The organism is Calyptranema fuscum S582 (assembly GCF_055793305.1).
The window spans coordinates 279,014-299,480 of record NZ_JBSLYH010000003.1 but is presented as its reverse complement, the minus strand read 5'-3'; the positions used below and the strand labels follow the sequence as shown (position 1 = coordinate 299,480).

Annotated in this window: 18 protein-coding genes; 5 read left to right on the top strand and 13 right to left on the bottom strand. The window is 50.2% G+C overall.

The genetic code is table 11. From position 1 onward, the window contains the following. A partial coding sequence (gene cobN, locus ACR6Z4_RS04155) for a cobaltochelatase subunit CobN (protein WP_479715952.1) occupies positions 1–3,513 on the top strand: 3,513 nt, incomplete at its 5' end. 98 nt (positions 3,514–3,611) lie between these two features. On the opposite strand, the gene ACR6Z4_RS04150 is transcribed toward cobN, so the two are convergent. From ACR6Z4_RS04150 to ACR6Z4_RS04135, 4 genes are all read right to left on the bottom strand, one after another. After that, positions 3,612–3,986, bottom strand: a complete 375-nt coding sequence (locus tag ACR6Z4_RS04150; protein WP_479715951.1) for a DUF3598 family protein — start codon at positions 3,984–3,986, stop codon at positions 3,612–3,614. A 203-nt stretch (positions 3,987–4,189) separates the two neighbouring features. Next, the gene (locus ACR6Z4_RS04145) at positions 4,190–5,743 is read right to left on the bottom strand and encodes an AAA family ATPase (protein WP_479715950.1); all 1,554 of its coding nucleotides are present in this window, start codon (positions 5,741–5,743) and stop codon (positions 4,190–4,192) included. A 246-nt stretch (positions 5,744–5,989) separates the two neighbouring features. Then, on the bottom strand, positions 5,990–6,562 hold the full coding sequence (rimM, locus tag ACR6Z4_RS04140) for a ribosome maturation factor RimM (RefSeq protein WP_479715963.1): 573 nt from the start codon (positions 6,560–6,562) through the stop codon (positions 5,990–5,992). Between the two features lie 54 nt (positions 6,563–6,616). Then, positions 6,617–6,841, bottom strand: a complete 225-nt coding sequence (locus ACR6Z4_RS04135) for a hypothetical protein (RefSeq protein ID WP_479715949.1) — start codon at positions 6,839–6,841, stop codon at positions 6,617–6,619. 292 nt (positions 6,842–7,133) lie between these two features. Here ACR6Z4_RS04135 and ACR6Z4_RS04130 point away from each other — a divergent pair, with 292 nt between their 5' ends. Beyond that, complete coding sequence (locus ACR6Z4_RS04130; protein WP_479715948.1) at positions 7,134–7,262, top strand: DUF4278 domain-containing protein; 129 nt, start codon at positions 7,134–7,136, stop codon at positions 7,260–7,262. A gap of 282 nt (positions 7,263–7,544) precedes the next feature. Here the strand turns inward: ACR6Z4_RS04130 and ACR6Z4_RS04125 are convergent, their stop codons facing one another. Continuing rightward, positions 7,545–7,838 (bottom strand): hypothetical protein, encoded by a 294-nt coding sequence (locus tag ACR6Z4_RS04125; protein WP_479715947.1) that lies wholly within the window; start codon positions 7,836–7,838, stop codon positions 7,545–7,547. A gap of 455 nt (positions 7,839–8,293) precedes the next feature. Here ACR6Z4_RS04125 and ACR6Z4_RS04120 point away from each other — a divergent pair, with 455 nt between their 5' ends. Next, positions 8,294–10,828, top strand: coding sequence for an ATP-dependent Clp protease ATP-binding subunit (locus tag ACR6Z4_RS04120; RefSeq protein WP_479715946.1), 2,535 nt, complete (start codon positions 8,294–8,296; stop codon positions 10,826–10,828). Positions 10,829–10,952: 124 nt separating this feature from the next. On the opposite strand, the gene ACR6Z4_RS04115 is transcribed toward ACR6Z4_RS04120, so the two are convergent. The 6 genes from ACR6Z4_RS04115 to ACR6Z4_RS04090 all read right to left on the bottom strand — a co-directional run bounded on the left by ACR6Z4_RS04115 (position 10,953) and on the right by ACR6Z4_RS04090 (position 17,223). Then, positions 10,953–11,267 carry a hypothetical protein gene (locus ACR6Z4_RS04115; protein WP_479715945.1) on the bottom strand — a complete coding sequence of 105 codons (315 nt, stop codon included), beginning with the start codon at positions 11,265–11,267 and terminating at the stop codon, positions 10,953–10,955. Positions 11,268–11,302: 35 nt separating this feature from the next. Then, complete coding sequence (locus ACR6Z4_RS04110) at positions 11,303–13,462, bottom strand: BamA/TamA family outer membrane protein (RefSeq protein WP_479715944.1); 2,160 nt, start codon at positions 13,460–13,462, stop codon at positions 11,303–11,305. 206 nt (positions 13,463–13,668) lie between these two features. After that, a complete protein-coding gene (locus ACR6Z4_RS04105) occupies positions 13,669–13,965 on the bottom strand; it encodes a hypothetical protein (RefSeq protein ID WP_479715943.1) in 297 nt (98 codons plus the stop codon). A 191-nt stretch (positions 13,966–14,156) separates the two neighbouring features. Further along, positions 14,157–15,296, bottom strand: a complete 1,140-nt coding sequence (locus tag ACR6Z4_RS04100; protein ID WP_479715942.1) for a hypothetical protein — start codon at positions 15,294–15,296, stop codon at positions 14,157–14,159. Between the two features lie 162 nt (positions 15,297–15,458). Beyond that, entirely contained in the window at positions 15,459–16,346 is an 888-nt protein-coding gene (locus tag ACR6Z4_RS04095) for a hypothetical protein (protein WP_479715941.1), read from the bottom strand. Between the two features lie 364 nt (positions 16,347–16,710). Continuing rightward, positions 16,711–17,223, bottom strand: a complete 513-nt coding sequence (locus ACR6Z4_RS04090) for a hypothetical protein (protein ID WP_479715940.1) — start codon at positions 17,221–17,223, stop codon at positions 16,711–16,713. Positions 17,224–17,624: 401 nt separating this feature from the next. Here ACR6Z4_RS04090 and efp point away from each other — a divergent pair, with 401 nt between their 5' ends. Together efp and accB are read left to right on the top strand one after the other, a co-directional pair. Then, a complete protein-coding gene (efp, locus tag ACR6Z4_RS04085) occupies positions 17,625–18,182 on the top strand; it encodes an elongation factor P (RefSeq protein WP_479715939.1) in 558 nt (185 codons plus the stop codon). Positions 18,183–18,249: 67 nt separating this feature from the next. Next, positions 18,250–18,762: an acetyl-CoA carboxylase biotin carboxyl carrier protein gene (gene accB / locus ACR6Z4_RS04080; protein ID WP_479715938.1), complete on the top strand. Its 513-nt coding sequence runs from the start codon at positions 18,250–18,252 to the stop codon at positions 18,760–18,762. A 280-nt stretch (positions 18,763–19,042) separates the two neighbouring features. Here accB and ACR6Z4_RS04075 read toward each other — a convergent pair whose 3' ends face one another. Both ACR6Z4_RS04075 and ACR6Z4_RS04070 read right to left on the bottom strand, forming a co-directional pair. Continuing rightward, positions 19,043–19,861, bottom strand: a complete 819-nt coding sequence (locus tag ACR6Z4_RS04075; RefSeq protein ID WP_479715937.1) for a pentapeptide repeat-containing protein — start codon at positions 19,859–19,861, stop codon at positions 19,043–19,045. 151 nt (positions 19,862–20,012) lie between these two features. Beyond that, the gene (locus tag ACR6Z4_RS04070) at positions 20,013–20,420 is read right to left on the bottom strand and encodes a hypothetical protein (RefSeq protein ID WP_479715936.1); all 408 of its coding nucleotides are present in this window, start codon (positions 20,418–20,420) and stop codon (positions 20,013–20,015) included. Positions 20,421–20,467 lie beyond the last annotated feature (47 nt).

The following is a 20,467-nucleotide window of genomic DNA, read 5'->3' as shown; positions in this document are numbered from 1 at the left end:
TCCACCCCTTCATCCCTCCACCCCTCACCCCTTCATCCCTCCACCCCTTCACGGGTTGGTATTCTCTTCTATCGCGCTCACTATCTGGCAGGTAATACAGAGCCAATTACGGCGTTGTGTCAGGCGTTGATAGACCGACAGTTAGAGCCTGTCCCTGTGTTTGTTTCATCGTTGCGTGACCCGGAGGTACAGCAAGCGTTAGTGCAGATCTTTCAACCTTCCGATCTGGCTGCGATTCAAGTGCTATTGAACACCACCAGTTTTTCGTTGGCTCGCTTGGATGCCGAATTGCCTAATGTAGAACTCTGGCAACAGTTGGATGTGCCTGTGCTTCAGGTGATTTTAAGTGGGGGCACGCTGGAGCAATGGCAAGGGCAATCTCGGGGGCTGTCTCCACGAGATATGGCAATGAATGTGGCATTGCCGGAGGTGGATGGACGGATTATCAGTCGAGCAGTATCATTTAAGACCGTACAAACTCGCCATCCTCAGTTAGAAACCGATGTGGTGGGGTATGAATCGGTGGGCGATCGCATTCAGTTTGTTGCCGATCTGGCTGCTAATTGGGCACGTCTGCGTCAAACTCCGGTAGCTGAGCGTCGAATTGCTCTGATTCTGGCAAACTATCCGACTCGCGACGGTCGCCTCGCCAATGGTGTTGGGTTGGATACACCCGCCAGTTGCGTCGAAATTCTCAACGCTCTTCAGCAATCAGGCTATACCGTCAACAACATCCCCGAAACCGGAGATGATCTGATTCAACGGCTGACCCAGAGCGTCACCAATGATCTAGAAAATAATGTTCTGCGTCCCATCAACCAATCCCTGGACGCCGTAGCCTTTAATCACTACTTTTCCAGCCTGCCCGAAGGGGTAAGACGAGGAGTTGGCGATCGCTGGCTCTCTGGGGGACAGTCGTTAGAAGGTGGAGAAGCTTGGGAAGGTGAGGGAGGTGAGGAAGGTTGGGAAGGTAAGGAAGGTGAGGGATGTAAGGGAGATGGGGGATGTAAGGGAGACTGGAAAGACCTATCCTCTTCATCCCCTTCATCCTCTTCATCTCCTCTATCTCCCCCATCCCCCTCATCCCCCCTATCTTCCCTATCCCCCCCATCCCTCCCCATTCCCGGTATTCAACTCGGCAATATTTTCGTGGGTATTCAACCCTCACGGGGCTACGACCTCGATCCTTCGCTCAATTACCATGCTCCTGATTTAGAGCCGACCCCTGCCTATCTTGCGTTCTACCATTGGCTGCGAACTCAGTTTGGCGCACAGGCGATCGCCCATGTCGGTAAACACGGTAACTTGGAATGGTTGCCAGGAAAGGGTGTGGCACTATCAGACCATTGCTATCCCGAAGTGGCGTTGGGAGCAATTCCGCATCTCTATCCCTTTATCGTCAATGATCCGGGGGAAGGGGCACAGGCAAAACGGCGATCGCACGCTGTCATTATCGATCACTTAACGCCACCGATGACCCGTGCCGAACTCTATGGAGCATTGCAACAGTTAGAGGGATTGGTGGATGAATATTACGAAGCTCAAAGCCTTGATCCTAGCCGCTTACCCGTGATTCGCGATCGCATTTTAGAACTGTTAGCTCAAGAACAGTTGACGCTGGATTTGGGACTGAATTTGGGACAAGGAACCGAGGCAACTGTAGGAATATCACCTCGTGCCATTCCATCGGCGGCAACCCCATCGGCAACACTGCGAAACGTCGATGCGATCGCTGCCATTTTGCCATCGATTGATGGCTATTTGTGTGAGTTGAAAGAAGCGCAGATCCGGGATGGGTTGCACATTTTTGGGCAATGTCCGGCAGGGCGACAGTTGCGAGATCTGGTCGTGGCGATCGCTCGTCATCCTGGTCATGGACGGATCGGCTTAACCCGTGCCCTGGCAGAAGCCTGGGAGCTGGAGTTTGATCCGCTGACGGCGGATCCGGCAATCCCCTTAGCAGATCAGAGCATCGGGATTAAGGATCCGGGAATCACAGCCAGCCAACCGCTATCCATATGTCGCACCGTTGGCGATGCGATCGCGTTGTTGGAAGAATCTGCGGCGGCTCTGGTCGAGCAACTCATTCACTCTGCCTCATCGTCCAATCTGCCGTCCTCATCTCCCATTTCCCAACCGCTCCAAGCCGAGCTTGACTGGATTTATGCCAAGCTTCTGCCAGCTCTGCGGCAGACAGATCAGGAAATTACCCATTTACTGTGGGGGTTTGCGGGGCGGTATGTCCCCAGTGGAGCATCGGGTGCGCCAACACGAGGACGACCGGAGGTATTGCCCACGGGGCGTAATTTTTATTCAGTTGATATTCGGGCGTTGCCTACAGAAAGTGCCTGGGATGTCGGGCGTAAGGCAGCCGAAGCCGTGGTCGAGCGCTATACCCAGGAGAATGGCGAGTATCCCAAAACTCTAGCGCTATCGATGTGGGGCACAGCAACCATGCGGACGGGGGGCGATGATATTGCCGAAGCGTTTGCATTGCTGGGGGTTCAGCCTGTATGGGATGGATCGTCGCGGCGAGTCGTAGATTTTGAGATTGTGCCGGTGTCTATCCTGGGGCGTCCGCGAGTCGATGTAACGTTGCGGATTTCCGGCTTTTTTCGGGATGCCTTTGCCAACTTGATCGACCTGTTTCATCAGGCTGTAACTGCCGTTGCTGCGTTGGATGAATCAGAGGATGACAATCCCTTAGCTGCCCGAGTGCGTCACGAACGTCAGGCATGGCAAACCGCAGGACTAACCGCTGAGCAAGCAGAACAGCGATCGCTCTATCGCATTTTTGGGTCTAAACCGGGGGCTTACGGAGCCGGACTTCAGGGCTTAATTGACGCGCAAAACTGGACAGATGACCGGGATCTGGCACGAGCGTATATTAACTGGAGTAGCTACGCTTACACGGGGTCAGGGGAAGGGCGATCGGCAGCAGAAGCCTTTGAAAAACGGCTACAAACCTTACAAATCGTATTGCACAATCAAGACAATCGCGAACATGATCTGCTCGATTCCGACGATTACTATCAATTTCAGGGCGGATTAACTGCCGCAGTCCGCGCCACTACGGGCACGAATCCCCAAACCTACTTTGGTGATCACTCCCGTCCCGCACATCCTAAAGTCCGTACCCTAAAAGAAGAAATTACCCGCGTCTATCGGTCGCGGGTGGTCAACCCCAAGTGGATTGCTGGCGTCATGCGTCACGGTTATAAAGGTGCATTTGAGATGGCAGCCACGGTCGATTATCTCTTTGCCTATGATGTGACGGCTCATTGTGTTGAAGACCATATGTATCAAGGCGTTGCCCAGGCGTATCTATTTGATCCAGCGGTGCAAAGCTTCATTCATCAAAAAAATCCCTGGGCACTGCGAGATATGGCAGAACGCTTGCTAGAAGCCAACCAACGCGGACTCTGGCAACAGGTTGATTCAGCCATATTGGATCAACTAAGAGCGATCGCCTTAGAAGCGGAAGCGGCGATCGAAACGCTACCAATGTCTTAACAAATTTTTTAGGAGAGTGCGGCGGAGCCGCAGTATGTATTTAGCGTCAATTTACGTGAAATCGCTTGGAGAGTTTATTGGCATCTCGCTTGTCAGTTTTAACTACGAGTTACTGCAACACTTGTGCGATCGCGTCCGACCATGGTGTCAGAGGCATCAGGATTAAATAGCAGATATGCCTCTGGATCAACCGGATGGATAATGAGAGGCTCGCCCAAAGTCAGGTTCCACGATTTTTGCGTTACCGTTTCCGTCAAGCGGCTCTTGAAGTCGATGGCATGAGTCATTGTTTGCCGATCGTCAGAGGCAGTAAAGCTGCGGCACGAATCGAGAATATCGAGAACCTGCCCTGCGGCATCAAATCGGATCAAGATGCCTCGCCAACGCCCGCAGTGGTGAGCCATCAACGTGTCCCACTGTTCTTGAGCGGTTAAAGGCACCTTAGCGGTAATGGATGGGTTGTTCTCTACCATGAGCGTGTCCCTGTTTTACCAATACTATTGCTGCCGTACTATTGATTATTGCCGTACTATTGCTGTCGATGACTATAGTCATTCTCAATGGCGTAAAGTACACGTTGTTGTGTGAGAGCCGCGCGGAGCGCGGCTCTCACACAACAACCGTAGTCTATCCAAGTGCGAAGCGCTATAGTACTGCTGATGACTATGCTGGTCAATTATCGGACGCTAACAAAGCGTTCTTGAGCGATCGCCCGCAATTGTTGCACTTCTTCGCGACGGGAGACAGAGAGGGGAACGGTTGATTTAACCGTTTGCAACATCAGGGCTGTATCCAACGGCTGTCTTAGATGGAGGGCGTGATAAAGCGCTGTAATCACGGCTTGTTCAATTTCAGCCCCACTGAATCCATCAGTAGCTTGCACCAGGGCAGCAAAGTCAAATTGCCGAGGCACCTGGTTGTGTTGCAGTAAATGAGTTTGTAAAATGATGCCCCGCTCTTGCTCATTGGGCAAATCGACAAAAAAGACTTCGTCAAATCGTCCTTTGCGCAGTAGCTCAGGCGGTACCTGCGAGAGATCGTTAGCTGTCGCAATCACAAATACGTCCTGAGATTTTTCTTGCATCCAGGTGAGCAGGGTACCAAATAGCCGACGACTCAAGCCCCCATCCGAATCACCTGTGCCGGTGGTAAAGCTTTTTTCGATCTCATCAATCCACAAGACTGCCGGAGCCATCGACTCTGCCAGGGCGATCGCCTGCCGAAAGTTACGTTCCGATTCACCGATGTATTTGTCATACAGCCGCCCGGCATCGAGCTTGAGTAGGGGAAGCTTCCAGGATTGGGCGATCGTTTTAGCCGCCAATGATTTGCCGCAGCCTTGAATGCCCACGATCAGCACTCCCTTAGGAGAAGGTAGATGGAGCTGTTGGGCTTGCGCACTGAACCCCATTTTTGCTTGCTCTAGCCAGCGTTTAAGTCCGGCAAATCCGCCCAGTTTCAATGGCTTATCTTCAACGGGGAAATATTCCAACACCCCGCCATCACGAATCATCTGGGCTTTGCGGTGCAAGATTTTGCTGACATCTTCAATTGTTAATCGACCGTCATCTAACGCGGCATAAGCGATCGCCTGTCGAGCTTGCTTCAACGTCATGCCGATCAATGCTTTGACTAATTCCTGGAGTTCCATCTCCATCGGTTCGGTTTGAAGCCGCCCCTTGGTTTTGAGCGATCGCACCACTTCCAGTACCACTTGCTGAAGTTCATCCCGCCCCGGCAGCTTCAGGTCTACATAGACCGCATCATGGGCAAGTTCTGTGGGCAGGTTAACGCTATACCCTGACACCACAATGGCAGACTGGGTTTGGGCAAAGAGTTGCGTCACGTCTCGAAACTGACGGGCAACGGTTGAGTCTTCTAAATGCGTCGAAAAATCTTTAAGCCAATAAATTGCTTTCAGGTTCATATCCTGAATATGTTTCAGCACCTTTAGCGGGTCATCTGTATCTTCAAACGCGGCTGGTTTCGTGGTTCCCGGTGGCGCATATTCATTCACCCAACGCCCCTGCTGAGAACCGGGCGATCGCACTAACCCCTGCGTCACACTCCACTCAAACAATGATAGATTCATATCTTGAGTAGCTGCCTGGAGCAACGTCTGCACCCGTTCTTCTTCAACGGTTTCGACAACCAGAAGGGGGTGAAATGACATCACCAGCGTTTGAATGTGGCGAATACTGGCAGCAAGAGACGTCGTTGACACATGCATAGGGCAATCTCTCAGGGTAAGGGGGCAAGCGTAAGCAATCGGGGCTTAATCGTAGAATTCCCTGGTTACTATCTATTAAAGCTCTGACATAAGACATTGTCCCCAAGTCTATTGGATAGCGCTATGGCTTCGGAATCGGGATGGTGATGAGTGAACAGCGGCGCTCTGCGCCGCTGTTCACTCATCACAGGTTCTAACTCGATGATGTTGCAGGAACGAGGGTTGGACAAGGCTTACTGAGAACGTCTAGACATCGAGCAATCCCGCCGGTGGCGTAATTTCGATACGTCGCTGTGCCAAATCCACTACGGGAACGATCGCTTTGACAAAGGGAATAAATACGGTTGGGCTTTTACCCGGTGTGGTTAGCTGCACTTCTAACAGATCGTTGCCTGCGGCAAACACATCAATCACGGTGCCGATCTGGGTCTGGCTCGCTTGATCAACCACCTCCAGCCCGACCAGATCCAACACATGATACTCATCATCTGCCAGAGGAAGGCGATCGCTTTCTGGCACCATTAACTGACAATCTCGCAACGCTTCCGCCTGATCGAGACTCTCCACACCTTGCAGTTGCAGCACATATAACCCTTTGCCGTTGAGATAGCGTCCAGACACTAACTCAATGGGTTCCGGTGTTGTAGCTCCGGGGCGCAATAGCCAGCGTTGCCCTGGTTCAACAAATCGTTCTGGGAAATCGGATGTTGGATAAACTCGGACTTCACCCTTCAACCCTTGTGTCGAAACGATTTTGCCAATTTCTAACCAACTCGACGATGGCGTACCTGCTTGCATAATGTGTGGAGAGTGAGGGATAAACCGCGCCCCTAATCTTATCAACCTGATTGGCGATTGGATAGAGCGCTCCCGCTAACCTGCGTTATCAAGCTCGCCGCTTTCATAAAACGTCCACACAGGAGACGAGGGGATATAACTATCTAACACTAGATGTTTGGCGATTCCTTGCATCTTCTGAGCGGCAAACTGAAAATATGCTGCGGCTCTCTCGTTAGCTCCCAGTTCCATAAAGTAAATCGCGTGATCCAATGCCGCTTGAGTCAATGCAATATCTCGATCAACAGAGGAAACAACCATGTCAAAACCTCCTCAAAATGTTAGGCACTCCCGATTCATATCCCTACTATCGGTCAGTTTGAGGAAATCCACAGTGACTCAGCAGAAGCCTGAACGTGACATTTACAGGCGATTTGGGTGACGGTGCAGTCCACTATATGTGATGTACTCCGGAGATTGACTGTGATGGATATCACATTTTCACCCGGTCAGGTTGGTGCCCTATCACCTGGTTAGGTGACACACTTGTACGAAGCAAACCCCGTGCCCATCGTTTTACTCTAAAAGCATAGAGAACAAGGAGTTCAGGGATATGAAACTTTCCTATCGCGGCATTCATTACGACACTCAGATTCCTGTCGTTGTCACGATCGCCGGTAAAGTCATTGGCAAGTATCGCGGTTTAGAGCTGCACGAACACGTACTGCCAATTCGCCCATAAGGTTCTCAATCGGCTCGTCACGAGATTCACCTCAGAAGACTCGCCCAAAAGATTCGCCACAAAGTTGTCAAAGAAACGCCAGGCTTGTCTGCACGAACGGATCAAGAATCACACCTGACGAGTTTTATCTGATTTGTGATCCTGAAAACTGGATGAAATCAACGGTTTACCTGTAGAGAAAATCAAAGTTTGCCTGGTAAGGGGGCTTACCAGGCTTTTTCCTGTTGATATCGCAATTTTCACTGGCGTGACGTACACATGGTTGCGTGAGAATCACATGTTTCAAGCATAAGCGGGTGTCGATGAGGCGATCGCCTGATCCGGTTGAGACGGGTGTGCAGATAATTGCTCCAACGACTGTTCCAGCGACTGTTCTACCTGAATTGGCTCTAATTTATAGCCAACCACCAGCACTCCTCGACAGAAAATTCCTTGCTTGGGACGAAATTCAAACGCGGGTTGGCTGCCTTGTTGCCACTCTTTTTCGGTCAAAATGCTGATTCCCGTAGAACCTGTGCCTAGCTGTACAGGCGTTTTATGAGAACGTACGACTAACATATGAGTAGGGTGAAACATGATAACAATCTCCTTTGAGTTGAGTAAGTAAGCCGCTTCAGCCTGGATAACGGTGATACCCTAAGCCAAAACTCTTGTGATGAAAGCAATTCCAAATTCGTAGAGATACTTTTCGCACAGGTTCTCGAAATTCACCCGATTGGGTTAGCTCTCTGGCGTGACCCACGTATAACTAGTAATATTAAAATTTGTAAACCTTTCTCAGATTTCCCGCCGGATGAGAAACTACGCCTCCTGAGGTAGGCAACCCGTACTTTTCGTCAGTAAATTCTCTAAGACTTTGTCCCCGCACCTATTTGCTACGGTTTTCCACCCTGTCTACTACAGGGCTATAGGGCATACATTGGTCTTAAGTCTTAAATACATAAAAGTTCACGGAGCTAACCGCTACCTCAATTTCCAACCAAATTGAGCCTTTCATCTGTAGCGGATGTAATGAATAGAGAGGCTTCACCATGTTCGAGTATTTCACGGATAAAGCGATCGCTGTCGTTATGGCGGCTCAAGAAGAGGCTCGTCGCCTGGGCCATAACTTTGTAGGTACAGAGCAAATTTTGGTGGGGCTACTGAAAGAAGGCAGCAGCATTGCAGCCAAAGTCCTGGTAGATATGGGCTTGACTCTGCATGCGGTGCAAATAGAAGTCGAAAAAACCGTGGGTCGCGGCTCCGGCGCTGTGTCCGTGGAAATTCCGTTTACACCCAAAGCAAAGCGAGTACTAGAACGGGCATTTCAAGAAGCTCGCCAATTCGACCATCGCTACGTCGGTCCAGAGCATTTGTTGCTGAGTTTGTCTCAAGATCGGGAAAGTGCAGCGCAGAACGTGCTGATTAAGTTAGGCGCTGATCCAGAACAAATCCGTATCCAGGTGATTCGGGCGATCGGGGAAGCTGTTGTGCCAACGGGCAATCCTCGCGAACGGGCAACCACTGTGGGACGCCCTACCCGCACCAAAGCACTGGATGAGTTTGGTACGGATCTGACCCAATTGGCGGCTGAAGGCAAGCTTGACCCCGTGGTCGGTCGTGAGAAAGAAATTGAGCGCGTGATCCAAATTTTGGGTCGTCGCACCAAAAACAATCCGGTCTTAATTGGTGAACCGGGTGTCGGTAAAACGGCGATCGCGGAAGGGCTGGCACAACGGATTGTCAATCAAGCCGTTCCTGAACAGCTCCTCGACAAGCGAGTCATTAGTCTGGCAGTGGGTTCGTTGCTGGCTGGGACTCGGTTCCGGGGCGATTTTGAAGAACGCATCACCCAAATCGTTAGCGAAGTGCGGCAATCGAACAACATCATTTTGATGATTGACGAAATTCATACCCTGGTGGGTGCGGGGGCGATTGAAGGTGGTACAGATGCCGCAAACCTGCTGAAACCCGCCCTTGCCAGAGGGGAACTTCAGTGCTTAGGCGCGACCACGTTGGATGAGTACCGCAAACATATCGAACGCGATGCGGCATTGGAGCGCCGCTTCCAACCCGTTAATGTTGGTGAACCCTCGGTCGAAGATACGATCGAAATCCTACATGGCTTACGGCAACGCTATGAACAACACCACCGGCTGACGATCGCCGATGAAGCGTTAGAAGCCGCCGCACGGTTGTCCGATCGCTATATCACCGATCGATTCCTGCCCGACAAAGCGATTGATCTGATTGACGAAGCAGGGTCACGCGTCCGGTTTCGCCATGCCCAAAAATCGCCAACCAAAGAACTCAAGCAGGAATTGCGGAAAGTTGCCCAACAAAAAACAGATGCCGTTCAGCGGCAAGACTTTGACCAGGCAGGGCAATTGCGCGATCGCGAAATGGAATTAGAAACCCAGTTGCAGACGCTGGTTCCCGAGCCAGCAGCGCCCAATCTAGAACTGGCGATCGAGCCGCAACCCGTGGGCGATGTCAGCCCGAAAAGTTTACAAAGCTTGCCCGATGCGCCGATTGTCACCGCAGAAGATATTGCCCAGGTGGTAGAAGCCTGGACAGGTGTGCCCGTGAATCAGTTGACTGAATCTGAATCGCTGATGTTGATGCATTTAGAGGATGTCTTGCATGAGCGCGTGATTGGACAACATGAAGCGGTAACTGCCGCAGCTCGTGCGATCCGGCGATCGCGAGTTGGGTTGCGCAATACCAACCGTCCAATTGCCAGCCTGATCTTTTCAGGGCCCACTGGGGTCGGTAAAACCGAACTGGCAAAAGCTCTGGCAGCTACCATCTTTGGGTCTGAAGAAGCCATGATTCGGATGGATATGTCAGAGTTCATGGAATCGCACACCGTTTCCAAGCTGATTGGTTCACCTCCGGGCTATGTCGGTTATGGCGAAGGTGGACAATTGACCGAAGCAGTTCGCCGCAAGCCTTACAGCGTTGTTTTGATGGACGAGATTGAAAAGGCGCACCCAGACGTCTTCAACTTGTTACTACAACTGCTAGAAGATGGTCATTTGACGGATGCTCAGGGTCGCACGGTTAGCTTCAAAAATACGCTGATCATTATGACCTCGAATATTGGTTCAAAAGTGATCGAAAAAGGTGGCAGCAGTCTCGGATTTGACTTCTCGTCTGACGATACGGCGACGTCGCAATACAACAAGATTCGCGATCGCGTCAACGCAGAGATGAAGCAATACTTCCGTCCGGAGTTACTCAATCGGTTGGATGAAATTATTGTCTTCCGTCAACTCCAACGCGACGAAATTGGTCAAATTGCGGACCTGTTGATTCACCAAATTTCTAATCGTCTAGTCGAACAAGGCATCTCCTTAGATGTATCTGAATCGGTGAAAGCTCGACTGGTCGTGGAAGGCTATGACCCCAGCTATGGCGCTCGTCCGCTGCGTCGTACGATTACTCGGTTAATCGAGGACTATCTGGCAGAAGCAATGCTGGCAGGTCAAATCCAGACCGGAGACACCGCTGTGTTAGATCTGAACGATGATGGTCAAGTCATTGTCAGAAAGGCTGAAGAAAAACTGCTCCAGCCGGTTGGTTAGGCACGAAGCACTGTATCCGTAAGAGAAGAGGGAGGGCGATCGCCCTCCCTCTTCTTTTGTTCTGTTCGTACCTGTTGTTGGTGGCAGGGATGATGAGCGATTAGAGGCGATCGCTTTGATTGGCTCACAATGGCTTTGGCATCAGGTGTTCTACCATTGTCACCAAGCGATCTACGGTTGCCGATTGCCGTTCGATGGTTGTGGCCTGTTGTTTCGACGTTTCTGCCTGTTCACGAATGGCATCTCTAATTTCAACCATAAACCGCTCTATCGTCTCAGCTTGCTGTTTTGATGTTTCAGCTTGCTGTTTTGATGTTTCAGCTTGTTGACGAATCAAGTCCTTAATTTCAGTCATGTCCATACGAAATTCAGTCAAGCCTTCGGTCAACCGTCCGACTTGATCAATCAGAATTTCTAGCTTTTCGTCCACAGTACTCATGGCAGATTGATCCATTTATCCACTGTATTGTAGAGCTAAAATCGTTGTCCAAAGCCAAAGTGAATTTGGTTATCCCCCTGATCATTGACGCCAAAATCCAGGCGCAGCAAGCCAAACGGAGAATTAACCCGCACTCCCAACCCAACCCCCAAGCCAGAACCAGGTTTATCGCGCACATTCGCCGGTTCACCCAACACTTCATCGGCAGTGCCCAGATCGGTCGCAAAGTCAGCAAACAGGACTCCACCCACCGGATTGAAGATGGGGAAGCGATATTCCATCGACGCCAGGGCATAGCTTTGTCCTGTTCCTACGCCACTTAATTCATAGCCCCGCACTGAGTTGGTTCCACCTAAATTAAACGCTTCGTAGGGCGGCACATCGCCTAAAATTGTGCCGAGCTGGAGGTTAAACGCCAGAGCTTCTGGATTATTGGCAGAGGCGTGTCCTATGACATCCACCGGAACATAATAGGCATAACTCGCTCGCAGACGGTTCATGAGAATGTTGCCGTCCCCAATGGGAAGAGACTGCTCGGTACTGAGGCTCAAAACAGAACCACGACTGGGGTTGAGAGGATTATCTCGCCGATCTTGGGTGGCTTGAAAGGATAGGGTGAATAGATCGTCGGCACCCGTACCACTGAGCGTCAACGGGTTGCCCAGTTCATCTTCCGCAAAAATTTCACCGTCACTGTCCCGCATACTAATACGGCTGTAGTTTAACCCCAGCTCGGCATCCCAATCTCCCAAGGGATGCATAATACTTGCTCCACCCCCAAAGCGCCCTTCCCGAATCCGACTGCCATTTGCCAACTCCACCTCATCAGTAAACGTGGCAGAAAGGCTGCGTCTCCGAAAGCCGTAAATGCTATACCCCAGGCGATTGGGCTGACTGGCACGATAGGGATGGCTAAAGCGTCCACCAAACTGCAAACCTCGTCCTGAAATCTGTACATCGCCTGTGAGTTGCTGCCCAATGCCACCAAAGTTGCGATCGCTGTAAGTGATAGTGCCAAATAGCCCGACATCGGTATTGTAGCCACCACCCAGATTGAAGGCACGCGACAGCCGTTCATGCAGCGTGTAGGTGACATCAGCCGTTTGTCCATCTACCTGTAATGCGACACTGGCATCATCAAACAATTGCGAGTCTTTCAGCCGTTGCAGGTCTGCCCGCGCCGTATTCTCGTTAAATACTTCACCAGGTTGAATTTGCAGCTCTCGCCGCAGAAACGTTTCCCGAGTGCGTCCTTGAATCGGCTCGCCGTCTTCATCTACGGCATTACCTTCGGCATCCACAAACTGAACGTTGACCTGTCTCACCACCACTTCTAGAACAGTAATCGTGACTAATCCTGTTGAATTGGGCAACAGTTGCGTTACCTGTGCCAATTTATAGCCATTGTCGAGATACCACTGGTTGATAGTATCTGCACCCTGGCGCAATGCGGCAGGACTGATCGGTTGCCCCAGTTGTGGTGCAAAAGTTTGGTTCACGATCGCCTCTGGTAATACTTGAGAACCGCTCACTTGCACCGATCGCACAATCACAGGCTCGATCACAAAAACCACGATAACCCCTTGGGGCGATCGCTCTGTTTGCACCGTGGCAGACGTCAATAAACCCGTATTCAACAGCGTGGTGATATCACGTTGCAGTTGGCTATCACTGGTTGCCCCACCCACCCGCGTCTGAACAATGTCTCGAACCACTTGCTGCAATTCGGCTGTGCCACCATCAACCTGCACATCGGCAACCACAACTGCCAGATCATCCAGAGGCATGGGTGCGGGTGCAGGACTAGTTCCTGACGGTGAGACTGGTGCAGTTGTTGGGTCAGTCGGAATAATCAGAGGGGCAGGAAAATCAAGTTGGCGAGGGGCGCGGCTGGGCTGAGGAAAGTTGGAAAGCTGGGGGTCTGATGAAAGCGTGGCTGGGGGTGCAGCTTCAGAACCATTGGTATCAGCAAGGGTAGACGGCAACGATCCTGGTGCCGATGGTAACGGCAGCGTTTGATAATCCTGGTAATAAAACGCAGCATTGCCGGAAGCCGTCTGGGCGATCGCAACCGATTGCAGCATCAAGCCTGTCAGAGAAAGTATGGCAGCAGTGCCAGATGCTCGGGCAAAAACATGCATAGCGGAAAGTGCAACAACAGATAGGATGGCGATCGCCCTATCGATAGCAGGCAAGGGGTTGATTAGGACAAAGGTTGTGTGAGAACCCGCGCGGAGCGCGGGTCTCACACAACCTCCTGATTTAACCGTCTCGACGGTTGCGATATCTATAGGGTTCAAAAGCAATCATCAGCTCAATATACAAGATGATGAAAAAATTGCCACTAAAATTAGCCTGAATTCAACCGGCAAGTTGTTGCATCCACACCAGTCTCCAAACGTTATCTAGGAGGCTGTTTCCGCGCAGGCAGTTGCAACGGAGGCAACGGTCGAGACGACTGGCTGGGTAAATAATGAATCGGTTTCTGGGGTGGCATTTCGATCGGTCGCTGTTGCAGCTTCCACCAGCGTAGGGCGATCGCCACTCCCACTGTTCCCAGTCCTAGCGTTAGCAATGCCCAGCGATCGCCGACCCCACCCATGACCGCATCAACCGCCCCAACCGTCAAAATAAAACTAGAAATCGGTTCGTTGCGGTAGGCTCTTTTCAAAAATCGAGGGAACAAACCTTGCTTCACAATGAATGCTTTCCTGGCTAACCAATAATTAATCTGAAAATAGACGAGAACATGCCGAATAACTGTATCAATTCATATCCTCTACCTCTAATCTATAGGGTTGTGTTTCAAATGTGGGGGTATTTTTTTTGAAACGCTCACTTGGTAAGCGTTTCAAAAAATGGTGCGGCTCCCTCACCATCAGACCATTCCTAACCGCGAGACAGTCGTTTCCAGGCACGAATTACCCGCCGCAGCTGGATGGGTAACTCTGTTTGCACGCTGTCGGCATATTGGGTCGTCCCATCCGGTGCGATCAACATGACAATAATCTCATCCGTGGCAGCTTGGGTAGGGCGGTAGTCTAACCCATTGAAATCGCTAAACTCTTGGTGTTGCAGCAACGTGACGAATTTCTCCAATTTACGGGGAGATACCCGTTCGATCGAGACCGGAGCCGACGTACCATCAGGTTTCAAGAGCAACTGCATCAACCGTCCATCGGTCAGCAGAATGGTTTGATAGGCTTGTCCGGCAACGCCACTGCTGCCAATTTCTCGAAATAGAACAGACTCACCTTCTTCAATCGAGGCTTGAGCTGAAATAAAAGCAGGTTCGATAGCATCACTTGTCTGACTGGCGACTGCATTGAGCCAGACTTCAGAGCCATCCTGGTTAGCATGGTAGATCCATTGCTGCTGTCCACTGGTCAGAATAGCTCGCCAACCTGAGATGCCAGCATCCAGACAGGTGTCATTGTCTGCTAAATTGTGGCGTAAACAGTCTTTCCAAATCCAGGGTTCTGCTTCCAGTACACTTAACTGGGTCATGGGAATTTGCAACTCTTGAGCCGCAACTAAACGTAAGCGATCGCCTACCGATGGGGGTAAATTAGTGGTTCGGGCAAAGAGGCGAATCTGATCGCCTACTTGATTGGTGTGATAAAACCAACTCTGGCGATCGCCCAATACCTCAAGTTGCCATCCATCAATCGATTCCGGTGTACAGACTTCATCCGGAGTTGCCACATCCAGGCAACTATCAGTCCAGGTTGTCCGACTGGCTTGAGCAACTCTTAACCCATCCATAGGCATATTCAATCTCTCCGCCAGATCCCGTAGCACCCCGGTCACTAACGGTTGTGGCAAGGCTGCCGCGCCAACCCAAACCATAGACGTCTCACTATTTGTAGCGATAGGAGATAGCTCCGGCACGGCAGTCCCCGTTTCAAGTGCAGGGGTAGCCAGACTAACTTGGCGAATGCTCAGATTAGTGAGCAAAAAACTCATCCCTATAACAACAGGAATCAGCTTGCGGGATAACCGCTGAGAACGGACAACAGGACACTGCATAGCCCAATTTCTTCTCGTCGCAATAACATGTTGGCTGGGCTATGCAAGCAAAACCCAGGCTAGTTTAAAGATCCAATTTGAATCCAAGTATCTGTAAAGATCTTGATTCCACTTTAAACATTGCCTGGGGGTTAATGCCAACTGTTACAAAATTGGAGACGACTAAATTTCAGCCGATGCTCGTTCAATCAACCGTCGCGCTAGAGTCTGAACACCCGTATGCTCGTAGTATTTGGCGTAGATATCGAGAAACGCACCGAGATATTCCAATTTATCCTTGGAAACATCCACAAACTTGACCAAATTATCGACAACTTTGTCGGGTGTCAGGTTGTTGGAAGCAACAAATTTATCCATCCAGCCTTTAGTCGATTCAAAGCTTTCTGTGATAAATCCCTTTTGAGCATTGGTATTACCGCCGGGGATCAATTCTTTAACCCCTTTGAAGGTCTGATTGTGGTCTAACTCAGACGGACTCATGGCTTTAAAGGACGTCAGGGCTTTTTCGGCAAATCCAGGGCCCAGAGGAATTAAACCGTCAAAACAAACCAGCGCTGCCATCCGCGTCAATGACTCACCCCCATAGTCTGCCAATGCCCGCAGAAAATCGCCAATGCTATCTCCAGGAATACCGTTGATTTGGCAAAACGCAACCAATTCCACGACTAACTTGACGCACAGATCAATCGTTTGGGCTTTTTCTGGTTTGGGGGTGAGATTACTCAAAACGCCCAAAAACGAAACATCCTGACCAATTTTATTTGCCAGAGCTGCCATCCCCAGCGCACCGGAAGCAGAATCAACGGTTTGGTAGAGCCAGAGCGCTCGTTGATAGCCTTGGGATTTGTCGTTAAACAAGGCAACTGCACGATTGCCAATTTGCTTGACCAACTCAGGGTCACTTTCACCCGTCACGGCACGAATGGTGTTGTCAAACCCCACCAAATTTTGCCACTGACCAGGAATCACAAAGTCGAGAGCCCGCAGAGACATGACTGTAACGCCGCCAGTGGGCAAACTATCGACTAATTCATAAATCGGCTTACTCAAAATAGTCTCCTTTGATCAATCTAGTACACCAACTTAAAAGTTTTAGAGGGGGTGGAGGGGGTAAAACCCCCTCTTGGGGGCGCAGCCCCCAAACCCCCATGTTGTAAAATTTAGTGTTTGCAACACTAGTACACCAACTTAAAAGTTTTGGAGGGGGTAAAACCCCCTCTTGGGGGCGCAGCCCCCAAACCCCCATGTTGTAAGATTTAGTGTTTGCAACACTAGTACACCAACTTAAAAGTTTTGGAGGGGGTGGAGGGGGTAAAACCCCCTCTTGGGGGCGCAGCCCCCAAATCCCCATGTTGTAAAATTTCGTGCTTGCAACACTAGGATCAAAAACAGGATTGATGCAGGTAGGTTGGGGCTACTTCAACTGAGATAGCCCAGATAAGTCAAATTTGGTGAGCCACGTTTCGCGATCGCCCACCTGAAACGATTGATCTCGCGATTGCACTTTTACCTGATACCGCCCTGCCACCAAAATGGCAGTTTGCGTACTACCCACATCAACGGCTGGGTAGCCCCCGACCTGGCGGGTGCTGCTGGCAAATTTTTGTGCGGCATCTGGCAGGCTGCTGGTATCGCTAATCGACAACATGGCAACCGTCGTATTACCCCGATTTAGCTTATATTCGGCAAAGCCTGTTTTTTCTTGACTGGGAACCACGTCCAGTCCATCTTGCGATGACGGGAAGAATTTATTGAACGCGCCCCCTGGCTGAGCATCGCTAGAGACAGCCGCAGGGGCATTTCTACCCGTCGTATCTTCTTGAACTTGCTCGTAAGGCGAAGGAGCTGTCGTAGTGCAAGCGGACAATAATAGAAAACAACTCAGGAATAGAGGAGCGAGCAATCTTCGCCAACTCGTGGAAAACATTTTAATCTCCTGAAAAATATAAACAGTGGAGCTGTTCACTACAGCCGTGTAGTCACCCACGCCGGGAAATGTTTAGTAAAATCCCAGTTTTGCTGTGGCGCAGCTCCGCCGCGCCACAGCAAAACTGGGATTTTATGGTATTGCTAGTCCCTTAAGCTTGATTAAATCCACGATCCTGATCTAGACGGCAAGGGTTTGGCTAGACAGCTAACACCATAGCCTAAAATTTTGATTCCCTCGCCAGTGTTAAGGAAGATATTACTCAAGTGGGTTGCCTTTAAACAGTCGGTGCCAGGTGGGTGTTGGATAGGTATCGTCATAGAACGTCTGGAAGCTATCCCGCACTCGTCCATTGAGCGGTACAATAAGATGCCGATTGTACTCCTCAAGAAGCAAGATCCATGATTTCCAGTAATGACTTTCGCCCTGGTGTCAGCATTGTTTTAGATGGTTCCGTATGGCGAGTTGTAGAGTTCCTTCACGTTAAACCAGGGAAGGGATCTGCGTTTGTGCGAACAAAGCTAAAAAGCGTTCAGTCCGGTAACGTTGTAGAACGAACTTTTCGGGCTGGTGAAACAGTTCCTCAAGCCATTCTCGAAAAAAGTGTGATGCAACACACCTATCGAGAAGGTGAAGAGTTCGTATTTATGGATATGGCAACGTATGAGGAAGGTCGTCTGACCGCCGCCCAAATTGGCGATGGCGTGAAATACATCAAAGAAGGGATGGAAGTCAGCGTCGTGCGGTGGGGTGAGCAGGTATTGGAAGTAGAGTTACCCAATTCTGTTGTTTTAGAAGTGATTCAGACAGATCCCGGTGTCAAAGGTGACACTGCCACAGGTGGAACCAAACCCGCCATTGTAGAAACAGGTGCTCAGGTGATGGTGCCCCTATTTATCTCAATTGGTGAGCGGATCAAAGTCGATACACGCAATGACTCCTATTTAGGGAGAGAGTAGCGAGCAGTCGTCAGCCTGGAGCTGACAACTGAGCATAAACTTAAGTTTAAATTGGACTATAAGAATTGTGGAATTTGATTTTAATGAACTCCGTGAATTATTGAATGTCCTCAATCAGACTGATGTAACGGAGTTGATTCTCAAAAATGATACTTTTGAACTAACGCTGCGAAAAGGAACAGGGGCGATCGCGAGTCCTGTTGTTTTAGATGCAGGCGTGAGTTTAACCAGCGTCGCACCCTCTGTGCCAGCGGCATCTCCACCATTGGCTACCGGAACACCCAGCATCAGTGAGACTCCCAGCCCGTCTCCAGTCCCAGCACCACTCGCCAACGAGCGGTTGATGGATATCACGTCACCCATGGTCGGCACGTTTTATCGGGCACCTGCTCCGGATGAGTCGCCTTTTGTAGAGGTTGGCGATCGCATTCGTTCAGGACAAACCGTTTGCATTATCGAAGCGATGAAGCTAATGAATGAGTTAGAGGCTGAGGTGTCTGGTGAAATTGTTGAAATTTTGCTAGAAAACGGTCAACCTGTTGAATATGGGCAAGTCTTAATGCGGGTCAAACCTGTTTAATACGAATTGAATCTGTTTAATCAAGAGCCTGAAAAGAGCCTAAACCGATTCTATGGTGCTGCGCACTTGGTGAACCACTCAACAGCGTGTTAAACCCTCGACAAAGTGAAACGCTCAACAAAAAACATGTATGGAACTGGCGTTTTCCTATTAGGAAAACGCCAGTTCCATATTGAATTACATATAGCGGTGTGCAAGTTCATTAAGTCCAGAAACGGTGTTGTGAGGCGCGGAGCGTCCCACAGCACCGGACTGAATCAATCTGCACAGTGCTGTAATATTACGCAGCCGGACAAACGTAGGGAAGCAAAGAGGCACTTTGCAACGCTGCACCATCTAACCGCGCACTGCTTAAATTGGTATCGCGGATATAAGCACACTCTAAATCTGCATTTCTCAGATCTGCCTCATGCAAATTTACCTCACTCAAAAATGCCTCCATCAGGTTTGCCTCAGACAAATTAGCATGATGTAAGTTGGCTCGGCTGAGGTCTACCCCAAATAAGTTGGCACCTTGAAGATTGGCACCCCGTAAATTTGCACCCACCAGATCTGCCAGATTCAGCTTGGCACCCGCCAGATTAGCATCTTGAAGGTTGGCGTGCGATAAGTCTGCTCCTTGTAGATCTGCCTGACACAAGTTTGCGCCCGTTAGATCGGCTCCACGCAAATCAGCCCACCTCAGGTCTGCACCTCCAAAGATTGCCCTGGATAGGTTGGCTTTGCTTAACTTTGCCTGCTTCAGATTTGCTTCCATTAACACCGCTTGTCGCAGATCTGCACCTTGAAGATCGGCAGCATAGAAATTAGCAGTGTGTAAAAATGCCCAATGAAAACTAGTCCCTTGCAAATTCGCCTGACTCAGATCTGCATAAGAAAGATCTGAGCGGCTGAGATCGGCTTGACTGAGGTCTGCTTTCTGAAAGTTGACCTCGGTCATATTCGCTTTAGTTAAAATTACGCCACTGAGACAGGTTTCACGCAGAACCGCTTGGCGTAGATCGATAGGCGTGTTAGAAGTCTGGAGATGAGTATGCCACCATGCGTTCCAGGTACTGGCTCCCTGGGAAAGAATCAACAACAATTCTTGAAGTGCCATAGTGGAGAAGTAGGGGTAAGGGGAAAGGAGCATGACTCCTTAAACCACTCTTCTCCGCAAGAATACTGAATCTGGAAAATCCCCCTGGTTGAGCAGGAGGTTTAATCAGATTTTGATGGTTATGAAGGCTGGATAAATTGAAATCAGGAATTTAGGCGAGTTGTGGAGCCGCTGAAAGCAGAGCAATCCACATATCTGAAGCATCTTGGTAGAAGTCTACTTGTTCGACCTTATAGTATCTGGGCTGCGAGCCTTTCCGCAGAGTAACGTAGTCGCCCTTCTGAACAGCTTTACGGCGATCGCTCGTCATGTAATATTGATCACACCGAGATGTCTCGTTCGCCACTTCAAAGGCGAAATCGATCCCTTCTTCATAATGAGAATAGTCGTGCACTTTGGGCTTCCGTACTCTTTGTTGAGACGACGGTTGAACCTGTTGCATCGTAGGGGTAGTGGCTGAGGCAGATACCCCAAACGCTAGCCCGGTACGCCGCAGGTAATTATGAAAAGCGGTAGAGCAGCTGGTAAGAAGATTATCGGTGATTTGTCCTGAAGACATGATTGGGTACTCCCGCCAACATAACCTGAATGAGCCTTTGTCATAGT